5 protein-coding genes are annotated in these 11,976 nt (G+C 39.0%); 1 reads left to right on the forward strand and 4 read right to left on the reverse strand.

The genetic code is table 11. The annotated features are described in order from the left end of the window. Positions 1–89: 89 nt before the first annotated feature. The gene (locus HG267_RS15335) at positions 90–1,289 is read left to right on the forward strand and encodes a hypothetical protein (protein ID WP_045872053.1); all 1,200 of its coding nucleotides are present in this window, start codon (positions 90–92) and stop codon (positions 1,287–1,289) included. Here HG267_RS15335 and HG267_RS15340 read toward each other — a convergent pair. The 4 genes from HG267_RS15340 to HG267_RS15355 all read right to left on the reverse strand — a co-directional run bounded on the left by HG267_RS15340 (position 1,284) and on the right by HG267_RS15355 (position 11,936). Beyond that, positions 1,284–2,609 carry a DNA cytosine methyltransferase gene (locus tag HG267_RS15340; RefSeq protein ID WP_045872052.1) on the reverse strand — a complete coding sequence of 442 codons (1,326 nt, stop codon included), beginning with the start codon at positions 2,607–2,609 and terminating at the stop codon, positions 1,284–1,286. The genes HG267_RS15335 and HG267_RS15340 overlap by 6 nt on opposite strands. A 209-nt stretch (positions 2,610–2,818) precedes the next feature. Then, a complete protein-coding gene (locus tag HG267_RS15345; RefSeq protein WP_045872051.1) occupies positions 2,819–3,088 on the reverse strand; it encodes a hypothetical protein in 270 nt (89 codons plus the stop codon). Between the two features lie 275 nt (positions 3,089–3,363). Further along, the gene (locus HG267_RS15350) at positions 3,364–4,812 is read right to left on the reverse strand and encodes an MFS transporter (protein ID WP_045872050.1); all 1,449 of its coding nucleotides are present in this window, start codon (positions 4,810–4,812) and stop codon (positions 3,364–3,366) included. A gap of 866 nt (positions 4,813–5,678) precedes the next feature. Beyond that, positions 5,679–11,936, reverse strand: coding sequence for an ATP-binding sensor histidine kinase (locus HG267_RS15355; RefSeq protein ID WP_045872048.1), 6,258 nt, complete (start codon positions 11,934–11,936; stop codon positions 5,679–5,681). Positions 11,937–11,976: the final 40 nt, after the last annotated feature.

The raw sequence follows: 11,976 nt of genomic DNA on the forward strand, positions 1-11,976 counted from the left end.
TATCTGCAACGGGCTACGCCTACGCAATTGGCAACATCTGGGGAATTGGTATAATCTGGGTTAATTATTTTTTGCTATAAATAACCCAAATGAATGCTGTAATTAGCTTTTTATTTTTTGTTATTCCACTTTTGACTAGTATTTATATAGCCCAAGTTTCTAACCCTCTAGCTTCTTATCAGCCGCTTCATGTAATAGATGGTGCATGGTTATATAAAAAAGAATTAACCAATGGTAATACAGCATATTTGCAAGTAATCGACCTCCGAAAAATGCGGATAGACCAAGTTGTGGGAGAGGTTGATAATATGGGTAATGGTCAAGGTAAATATTATAAAGGCGAAGGAGGAATTTATAGTCCTTATTTTAAAAATAAATTGTTTTCCCAAGTAAATGACGAATATAAAAAACTCTATGGTAATGATGTATTTTCCATGATTAATTGTTCGTTCTTCGAGCAATACCAATCAAGTACACAATTATCCTTTCCCATTAAATTTAATGGTGTAGTGATCACTGGAGGTCATAGCCCGTACGGGCCAGTTAAGAAACCAGAATCTGAATTTTATCGTACAATTCGCTTAAAAGCTTTAGTTTGGGATGACAAGCAAGCATATATTACAGATTATGATCCAGCTAGCGGTGCGCCTCTTAATCAAACAAGAGTAAAAAATGCGATCGTTAGTTATAAATATAGCGACCATCCCGCGAAAGTATTAGCTAACAATCAAATAAATAAATATCAAGTTATCGGTACTTTAAATAAAGATAGTCGTCCAGGTAATGAGCAACTGTTAATTATGACAGTGAATCAAACAACTCTGGATGAAGCTGCTAAATTATTACGCCAGTTAGGTGTTAAAGGAGATATCATAACCGTTGACGGTGGCAGATCCACTTATTTGTTTAATTCTAAAGTGGGGGATATTATCTTACCCCAACTGTCTAATCCTCAAGAAAATCCCACATTTCGAGATTTACCCCATTACCTAGGAGTTCGCAAGGCTATAACTCAAAAGGTTGTACCGCAAATATTAATCGAACAGCCAGCAGGTAAAGTACAGGTTGAACAAAATCGACCTTATTTAATCTTGTGGCGAGACAATATCAACAGCGATGTGTCGATTAAATTATCTGATCGTAACAACAAAACTATCCAAAATATTGCTAAACGTACTGCTAGCGATGGAGTTTATGAATGGACACCGAATATTGCTGTCAAAGAGGGTTATACGATTCGTGTGGCTAGCCGAGAAAACCAAAAGATTTTCGGAAATTTACAATTATAAGTTTGCACTATCGCTGATAATCTCCATTACTTTGGGATTAACACCATAATATTTAGCCGCTTCCAACATCTTAAAATGCAATAAACTTTCATCCCCAAGTTCTTGAATGATGTTTGGTTGAGATGGTGATATACCCAGTACATTGATAATTTCTGATGCAATAGACTTAGCTAAATAAGGAGGTACAGAGTTACCAACTTGGCGGAATCCGTGCCATTTTGTAATATGAAATCTAAACCAATCGGGATAAGAATGTAGCCTTGCTGCTTCTCTAACTGTTATACATCTAGGTGTAAAAGGATGAATTGGCCTAGGAGAAGTAAAAGAGCCACGATACATATCTGTACCTGCTCTTAATGTGTTACAAACACCAGCCGGATGTAATTTATGAAACCGACTAATAGGTTCTCTTTCTCCTTGCATTGTAGCCGCAAAGCGTTCTCTAGTTGCATCTGAGTGTTTGGTGCGGAAACTGGAAGAGAGAATTTGAAAATTAAATTTACGAGGGTAGGAATAATTATTTGTTAAAGTTTCAATACAGCGAAGTTGCCTAGCATAATTACTAGGTTTACCATATTCTGCTAATACTGAATCTTGTGCAAGTAACTCATCATAATTTTCTACTTCTGGTATATCACCAATGGCATCCCATACGGTCGGACTCATTGGCAAGGGAGATGAATTTGGTTTTATAGAATCATGAGGCTTTGCGATTTGAGTAATCGGCTGCGGATATTTTGGTAAAGCTATATCTTCCCTTGCGCCTAACAAAAATAATCTTTCTCGCGCTTGTGGTACACCGTAATGGGCAGCATTAAGAATTTGGTAATTTTCTTCTACTTGATAGCCTTTACTTTGAAACTCACTAATCAAAGTTTGCAGAATTTGTTTATGTTCGCCAATTGTGATGCCCCGGACATTTTCCATCACAAAAAACTTCGGTTGCAACTCCAAAACTAGGCGATGAAAGTGAAATACTAAAGAGTTGCGGGGGTCGTCAACAGCGCGTTTACCAATGAGAGAGAAACCTTGGCAAGGACTACCTGAAATTACCACATCTATTTCACGATCGCCAATTTGCGATCGCTTTCTAATTTCTTCCCCTGTAGTGTCTACAACGCTTTGGCATAACACTTTCCAAAAAGGAAAATTAAATTCATGGATGGCACAGTGAATCGGGTCGATTTCAACAGATGCCAGCACATCAAAGCCAGCTTGTTCAAACCCAAGAGTCATACCGCCTGCACCAGCAAACAAGTCAACTGCAATTGGTCTTTGATGAACAGTGCTGAGTTCTAAGTTATCAGTTCTGAGTCTCATTTGTGATTCAGACGTTGACCTATGGACTCTGATAAAGGTACGTGAACCAACGATTACACGAACTATAATAATAAAAATTTAAAGCAATACATTTTACCCTAAAAATAAGATTTCTCCAAGTAGTAATTTGCCCTATTAAGTTTACCTAGTTGCAAGATCCCCGACTTCTTCAAGAAGTCGGGGATCTGACCCCTCACAACTGTTTAAAACTAATTTGCATTTTGCATTATTTCAAATCTCTCTTGCTCATTCAATTGATTTGAAAGATAAGAGATAATGCGTTTAATTCCTACATCATTCCGGAAATCAAACATATTATATGTTTCATCTGCAAAACTTAGAAGATGCTCGTCTAATTTACTTAAAGCTTCCACAATTGCAGAAACATTATCTAAAGAAATATTAGTTAAAGGATTGTCAGCAAAAATCTCATGATTATTCTCAGATTTGTTTTCAGCATCATTTTTTGTTTCCACCATCAGCCTTTCCCCTCAACTATCTCGCATGATGCTGTATAAAAAAAGAAAGGGAGCATCCCACTTTTTTCAATGTCATTGCGAACGCAACGAAGTGGAGTGAAGCAATCGCAAAATCTCTCACCAGGAATAAATCCATGCGATTGCTTCGTCGTTCCTCCTCGCAATGACGCTTAATTCTCTAGTTATAAAATAAAAACTGGGATGCACCCAAAAGAAATCCTTCCCTCTTAAGTCAGGAAGGATTAGCTAATGAAGGTTAATGCTGAGTAATTTAGTTAAGCAGCAATTTTTTCGGTGGAAACAAGCTCTGATTTTGGCTTCCAAGGTAAGATTTTTTCTAGCAAATCACTAAAGGATTTACTACGTGGTTCTCTAACAAATATTAGAGGTAACAGCGCCATCAATCGCACTATAGCTGAAAGCGCAAATAATCCAGGTAAGCCACCAATGATATCTAGCTGGGCTAAAAAGCCGCCTACTGTTGAGCCTAAACCACCAGTAACACCAGTAACCGCAGCTGCGATCGCAAAATATTGAGAAGGAGACTCTAATGGTGCCATTTCCATCTGAATATTACTGTTGCACAAGTCGATCGCAGCTCCAAAGCCACCCCAGACAATATGTATCAGTGGTAGCCAAACCCATACAGAAATGAAGTCATTCCCAGCCCCTAACCAAAATAAAGGTGTGACTGCAATTAAAAAGCCGACTAACAATAGTATGGGACGATTGCCAATCTTGTCAGCCAACTTACCCCACAATACCAGCATGAGTAAGTTTGCCCCAGCAATCAAACTACTATAAAGTGTGACTGTACTGAGGTCTAAACCTAAATTTTGCAGCATATAAAGGTTAAAAAATGGGGCGCTGAGATTGACTGCAAATGTCCACAGCCCAAAATAAACCAGAAATTTGAGAAAGTTGAAATCTTTGAGGATGCTAAATGTATTTAGTTTTGGAGTTTCAGCATTTTCTGAGTTTTGGCGCGCAGTTTTGCCAAAGCGGTAAACTTGGGGATTGACATCCACCATCCAAAATTGACAAGCTAAACTGATCAGGCCGATGACTACTCCTAGTAACAAAAGTACGCCGAAACCTTCAATTCCACCACCAGGCCAAGCGGAAACCGCAAATCCCAACAGGGGTACAGATAAAAAATTAGCCAAGCTAGCAGCACTATTACGAAAACCGAAATAACGCCCTCGCAAGCGCGGGGGAACCAAAGCCGCCATCCAGCTAAACCAGGCGCAACCACCCAAACCTCCGAGAATATTGGTGACTACAACTATTCCCAGTGTCCAGATAACTAACTGGTGGGGTGGGGTGTGATAGTAACAAAACCATGCAATTCCCCCTACTAAAATCAGCCACAGCAAGCGCGAAGGGCCAAAAATTGCTAAGGTATACCAATGACGGCTGGTAGTGCGATCGGCAAAATAAGCTCCCACTGGTTGCAGGAAATTTGCCAGCATGGGAATGGAAGACAGCAAGCCTATTTCTACTGGGGTAGCGCCCAACTGAAGTAAAAAATTAATCAGTATTACGCCACTGGTAATGTTAGAAAAAATTGTGGCAAATACGCCATCTATAGTAGATGCTTTCAGGCTAGTTCGAGTTGCTTGCGGAGAAATTTTCGGCGGTGAGTCTGTAGTTAGGGATGTCAGCAGTTCTTTAGAAGGTAAGGGTTCTGCAAGTTCTTCAGTAAAGGCAGATAGAGTCTTCACTAGCGGCAAATCAGTATATAGATAGATGAGTGAATAAGAGCAGTCAAAAGTAGCCCACTTAAGTCGGTGGTTATAACCTGACAATAAGCTGGCTAGTACAATTGCGTAACAACCAGAAGAATGATAATTTTTTAAATCTTTTGAAATAAAAATTCAAGTATGCAAGTTCTACTTGAAAATTTAGGCTGCTAATATTTGCGATTAGTTCAGATCTCCGGAGGGTTAAGCAGTGCCGAATTCTTTAAATCATGACTTATGTATTATGTCAATACGTAGTTTTTGACAAAAATCTGAAAAACTATTACTATTTATTTTCAGTATTAATAAGGTGTTAATTTACTGACTTATACATTGTTATTTTAATAAAAATTTATAAATATTTTGAGTAATTATATACAAGTATATAAGGGATTTCCCAGAAATAAATTATTCCATCTTGTGGGGCGGGCATCTTGCCCGCCACATAAACTGGGCGGACAAGATGTCCACCCCACAATACATACTGGGATATTTTTTTATTTGGAAGTCCCTAAATATTTTAACAAGAAACATCTGGATTATATAAAGAATTAATGAAGGAAGGCATGACTGCTGGGCTATTTTCCGTAAATTTACTAATTTTTACAATTTGGTAGGATATGAGACGCGATTAATCGCGTCTCTACAGGATTTAAACGTCAATCGATGTGTCTTATCCGAATTTTATTGTCATGACGCTCGCAAGCACCTGTAGTAACAATACTGCTCGGTTAAGGATTTTCAACTCTTCATTTGGTTTGGGGAAAAGGTTTTTTCTTGCCCCTTTTCCCCTTAACCGACAAGTATTGCCTGTAGCAATACTTTTCTCAAGAATTTGTGTTGTGTGGTTATTTAGATTTATCTGCAATGGGAAGGAAAATTGCAAATTCTGTTCCCTCTCCTAAAACAGAATTGACCTCAATTTTACCCTCATGTTTTTCTTCAACAATTTGTCTAGCTATAGCGAGTCCTAAACCTGTACCTTTACCAACTCCTTTAGTAGTAAATAAATGGTCAAAGATATGCATTTTCACTTCTTCACTCATGCCTTTGCCATTATCAGCAATTGAGATTTTGACATTGTAATTATCAATAGCAGTCTTGACGATAATTATAGGATTACGCAACTTCATTTGCTCATAACTCTGACCGATAAATAATTCATCTAAAGCATCAATAGCATTTGCCAGAACATTCATAAATACCTGATTTAATTGTCCTGGAAAACAATCAATAGGTGCAAAATTAGCGTATTCGGTTTCTACAATAATTTCCGGGCGTTTTTCGTTAGCTTTGAGGCGATGTTTGAGAATTAAAATTGTACTATCCAGCCCTTGATTGATGTTAAATGGAACTTTATAATCTTTATCAGCACGGGAGAAAGTTCTTAAACTGGTGCTAATATTTTTCAAGCGATCGCAAGCTATGACCATCGAATCGATAATTTTTGGTAAGTCTTCTAAGCTATAATCCAAGTCGATTTCTTCAGCATGATCGAGAATTTCTGCTTCAGGTTCGGGTAGGGCTTGTTGATATAGCTTCAGGTGTTCGGTAATATCATCCAAAGTGGGTTTAACTTGTTTGAGGCTAGCTGAAATAAATCCTAGTGGATTGTTCATTTCATGGGCTACCCCAGCAACTAAGTTACCTAGTGCAGACATTTTTTCATTTTGTACCATTTGCAATTGAGCTTTTTGCAGTTCTTGCAAAGCCGTTTCTAGTTCCTGGGATTTTTGCTCAATCGCAGCTTCAGCTTGTTTGCGTTCTCTAAGATCTCGAATAATGGTAGCCAGATATTCGACTTCATCGGCAGCATTTTTATGAGCAATGATTACCTGAGATACAGGCACTTCATTACCTTGGGAGTCTAAAATGGCTGACTCACCACTCCAAGTCCCTCGGTTGATAGCAGTGGGAATAGCAACATTTTGCAGATATGCCATTACTGTAGGTGTAGTGACCCTAGCAATGTGAAATTCAGCTGCACTATCTTTCATCTGCCAAAATTTCTGTCCAGAAGGATTAACATAAAGACTATTACCATTAGCATCAGCAATACCTACAATATCTGGGGTAGCTTCCAAAATCCCTAACAGTCTCTGTTGTTGTTGTTCAGCAAGTTTGCGTTCATGAAGTGCTGTTTGCTGTTCGCTAATATCAATCACAATACCATCCCATACCATTTCGCCATCCTCCCTACGTTCTGGTTGAGAAGCTGCTTTTACCCACTTGATATTGCCATTGGGTGTAATAATCCGCCACTCGTGATGAAATGGGGTGAGATTTTTTGCTGATTCCATCGAGGCGCGAAAAGCCTCTGCGCGATCGTCGGGATGTTCAAAATCACGCAAGCTGTATTTTCCTGACATCAAATCTTCTGGGGCGACTTCGTACAGAGTTTGACATCCAGAACTGACATAGGAGATGGAAGATGAACCATCAGCTTGAATGCGAATCTGATAAATTAATCCTGGTATGTTATCAGCTAATTTTTGAAAGCGGTTTTCGCTAAGATTTAACTGTTCTAAGGATTTTTCTAATTTTTGGGCATATTTTTGCGAATCTTGATAAAGACGGGCATTTTCTAGAGAAATTGCCGCTTGGGTACAAAGAAAGTTGAGCAGCAAAATGCGATCGCTCGTAAACACGCCGCTAGTGGAGCGATTTTTTAAATATAAAATCCCAATTAAATGTCCTTGATTAAGAATTGGCAAGCACAGCAAACTTTTTGGTTGTCGCTGATTCAAATATTCATCAATTACAGGTAAATTGGTTTTGAGTTCGTCAATGACTACAACTTCTTGGGTATTTTTGACGTACTGGATCAGTTTGAGGGGGAAGTGAGGATTTCCTTCTAAGAGTTCAGTACAAAGTTCTGTGGTTTCTGGTGTAGCAACGGCTCGCACCTGCCATTTTCCATGACTATCAGGCAAAATTAAAGCACAGCGATCGCCCCCAGAATGTTGCAGAATCATCTGAGTAAGTTGATACATGAGTTCATCCAGTTGAATCGTACTGGACAAACTTTGAGAAGCTTGCAGGATGGCGGCAAAATCTAGAGCATTATTGATACTGCTGGATGAGTTGTTATTTTTTGTGGAGTTATGAATCGAGACATTCAGCGCAGTCATTGAAGCTAAGGTTTCTAGAGGATTGAGGCTTTGTACTGTTTGCTGCAGAATAGGGCGCAGTAAATTGGGATAGCGATTTTCTAAATCATCAGTTTTGGCTTTTGCACCCCAACGGGCATAGCAGTAGTAAGCTTCTTGCATATAACCTGCGGCTACCTTCTGTTTACCCCATTCCAGGTAAAATTTAGCTGCTAATTCATTGCTGAGTGCTTCTTCTTGCAAATAACCGTGAGTTTTTGCGCCATTAATGGCTAATTCATAATGCTCCATCGCAGCAGTAAATTGCCCCAAAATGCGATCGCGTTCTGCTGCTACTAATTCCCAACGATGTTGGTGATTGCATGGCGCATGAGTTGCCCAGTTTTGGAGTTTTGCTTGATGGTTATTGACTCGCTCAATAATTGCAGACTGCTGTTGTGGAGAAGCTTCAGCATAATTTGCCAGATGAACTAAGGCATCATAGAAGACTTGAACAACAACCATAAAATACCCAATGCCAGCATGACTGTACTGTTCTGCTAGGGCTGTTTGTACCAAAGCCGATTCGTATTTGCCAAACAAATAATAGAGAATGGTTTGATTTAGAGAAACATGAAATAACCCTGTTTGGTCATTCATCGCTTGCAAGTGGGTTAAGGCCTCGCTTTTGTTAAAGACTGTTCCCTGCAAATCATAGGCAACTTTTACCCTTCCCAGTAAGTTAATAATCACTTGCTGGTAACACTCATGATATTTTAACGTTGCATCTTGTTTAACTTGGCTGATGGCTTGCCGATAAGCCTCCATTTCCTCAGCTAAATCATTTAATCCTCGACCACTCCAATAACTGTACTGACCGTATGACACCAGGTTCAGCGCTACGCATTCCCAATCTCCGGTTTCTAAACCACTCTGGTAGCCTTCCAATAAAAATGGAATAGACTGACTCAAGGGTTCTTTCCAGTGGCGAATAAAACTGTTGACAATAAAGTAAGCTCTACTTTTGAATGCGGGAATTTGGTATTGCTCTAGTAACTTTAATGACACTTGCCCAAATTCATATCCCGCATCTAAATCTCCCATTACGCCACAAAGAATCAACCCGTAGTCAGCATAGGTAAAAATGGCAATCGATGAATTACCGCACTCTATAGACATCTCAACTTGCTTGAAGATGAGTAGTGGTAAAAGTAGAGGTGCAACAATGTGGGCTGATGGCACAAGTTTTGTGAGGATTTGCATGGCTGCTAGTTGCTGCAGATCGCTCATCACTGGCAAGTCTAGCAAACTCAAGGGTGCGCGCCCTTGCCAAAGTTGCCTTGTTTGCGCGGCTGCTGCACCAATATCTGCCATAGTTGGCTCTTGAGGAAATTCCACACCCAGTAATTTCAGCACCTGCAACCCAGTCTCAACTACTTGAAGAAATTTACCTTGAGAGCGGAATGCCGTCATTCTTGTTTCATGGACTTTGATGGTGTCCAAGAGAGAAGCAGCAGATTGCAACACAATGTCACCCCATGCTGCTAGCTTGTCAAAGTCTGTGTTCAGACAAGCGGCTTCCAAACGCTCATGATGCAAATTTAGGGTTAATTTGTAATGTACTGTCCAAGCAGTAGGGGGTAGTAAATCAATTCCTTGAGTGAAATATTTCACCGCCGCATCATAGGCGATCGCATTTTTGGCTTTACATCCTGCAATTAAATTCAGTCGGGCTAATTCCAGTTTTTTATCTGCCTGAGTAATCAACTCAATGCCTATATTTAGGTGGTTGACAATTTCAAAGATATTTGCATCTAGTTGGGTTTCTGGGGTGTTAGATAACAATAATTCCCCAATTGTCAGATGGGTTGCTTGTTTATCATCTTCAGCAATTAGTTTATATGCAGCTTGTTGGATGCGATCGTGCAAAAAGCGGTAAGTCAAATTAATAGATTGCTCTCCCAAAGTTGGTTCTGTAATTTCTGCTTGGAAGAATTTATAAATCTGACTCGTTGGCAGAATTAACCCTTCTTGTAGGGCTTTCCATAAAGCTGTAGCGGTATGAATTTGAGATTGCTGAGAAACAATTGCCAAAGTTGCTAAATCAAACGAGTTACCAATACAAGCGGCTAACTTCAACACATTTTGCGTTTCACTCGGCAATTTCTGCAATTGCTGCGCCATAAACTCTACAACATCATCAGTGAAAGATAGCGCTTTAATTTCAGCAATATCACATTCCCAATAACCTTGATGATGATTAAAGGTAATCTGTCCATCTTCGTGTAATGCTTTGAGAAACTGCGTAATAAAAAATGGATTACCTTTGGTTTTGCGATAGATTAATTCTGTCAGTGATTGCGCTTGCTGGATGGAACATTGCAACGTATCAGTAACCAACAAATTCGTATCACTTAAAGCTAGAGGTGCCAGGGTAATTATATTAATTGTTGTTCCCGTTTTTTGCAGATACTCTACTGTTAATATCAAAGGATGTGCTGAGGAAACTTCATTATCTCGATAAGCACCTAATAATAATAGATGTCCATTGTCTCCCATCACCAGTTTAATTAACTGTAGAGAAGCTAAATCTGCCCACTGTAAATCATCCAAAAATATCACTAATGGATGTTGTTTATTAGTGAAAACGCCAATAAACTTTTGAAACAATAAATTAAACCGATTCTGTACTGCATTTCCTGATAATTCTGGTGCAGGGGGTTGTTTGCCAATAATGATTTCTAGTTCTGGGATTACTTCAATGAGAACTTGTCCATGCTCTCCAACAGCATCCAAAAATTTCGCTTTCCATGTTTGTAGTTGCGTGTCCGATTCTGACAACAATTGCCCCATTAAATCGCGTAAAGCTTGCACAAAAGCTGATAAGGGAATATTGCGATTAAATTGGTCAAATTTACCTTTAATGAAATATCCCTGCTGACGGGTAATTGGCTTGTGGACTTCATTAACTACTGCAGTTTTACCAATACCTGAAAATCCTGCCACCAGCATCATTTCTGATGTACCATTAGCGACACGCTCAAAAGCTTGCAGCAAGGTAGAAACTTCTGTTTCTCGCCCATATAATTTTTCGGGAATCAGGAAGCGATCGCACACATCCCGTTGCCCAATTTCAAAATATCTAATTTCTCCTGTATCTTCGAGTTGTGCTAAACAAGTTTCTAAATCATGCTTTAATCCCAATGCACTTTGATATCTATCTTCAGCGTTTTTCGCCAACAACTTCATCACAATATCCGCCACTACTTGCGGAACTTCCTCTCTATTCACCGTTCCCTGTTCCCTGTTTCCTAATTTTTTAGGAATTGTTGCAATATGAGAATGCACTAATTTGATGGGATCGTCAGAGAGAAATGGTAATTCTCCGGTTAATAACTCATAAAATGTTACACCCAAAGAATAGAAATCACTGCGGTAATCTATCCCCCTATTCATTCTGCCTGTTTGCTCGGGAGAAATATAAGCGAGAGTTCCTTCTAAGACATTGGGATTTTGAATTTCTTGGGTTTCTTTAGGAAGTAATGAAGAGATACTAAAGTCGATAATTTGAATTTGTTTTGTTTCAGGATGAATGAGAATATTTGCGGGTTTTATATCTTTATGAATGACACGCTGATTGTGTAAATATCCAATAATATTGGCTAATTGAATACCAATAGCCAAAAATTCCTTTAAAGAGAGATTAACTGTTTTGATATATTCTCGTAAAGAAATCCCTCCTGTATCTTCCATCACCAAAATATAACCGTTATCGTAAGGTTCTAATGATAAAGGATGAATAATACCGGGAATCTGAAAATTTTTGCTGATAGTATATTGGTTACGAAATTGCAGCAATTCGTTAAAGCTGGGATATTGAGAGGCAAGAAGTTTAATTACCACTGGAAGTTGATCCTGCTCCCGGATAGCTCGATAGACTCTAGTTCTGGAGCCAATATAGAGTTGAGAGCCAATTTGATATCCTGGGATGATGGGTTTAAAGTTCTCAGCAGGCATTTCTACTTACCATGTAATGCAAATTGATTTTTGCTTCTCT

It is taken from the genome of Tolypothrix sp. PCC 7601, from assembly GCF_025677855.1.
In the GTDB taxonomy this organism is placed as follows: domain Bacteria; phylum Cyanobacteriota; class Cyanobacteriia; order Cyanobacteriales; family Nostocaceae; genus Aulosira; species Aulosira diplosiphon.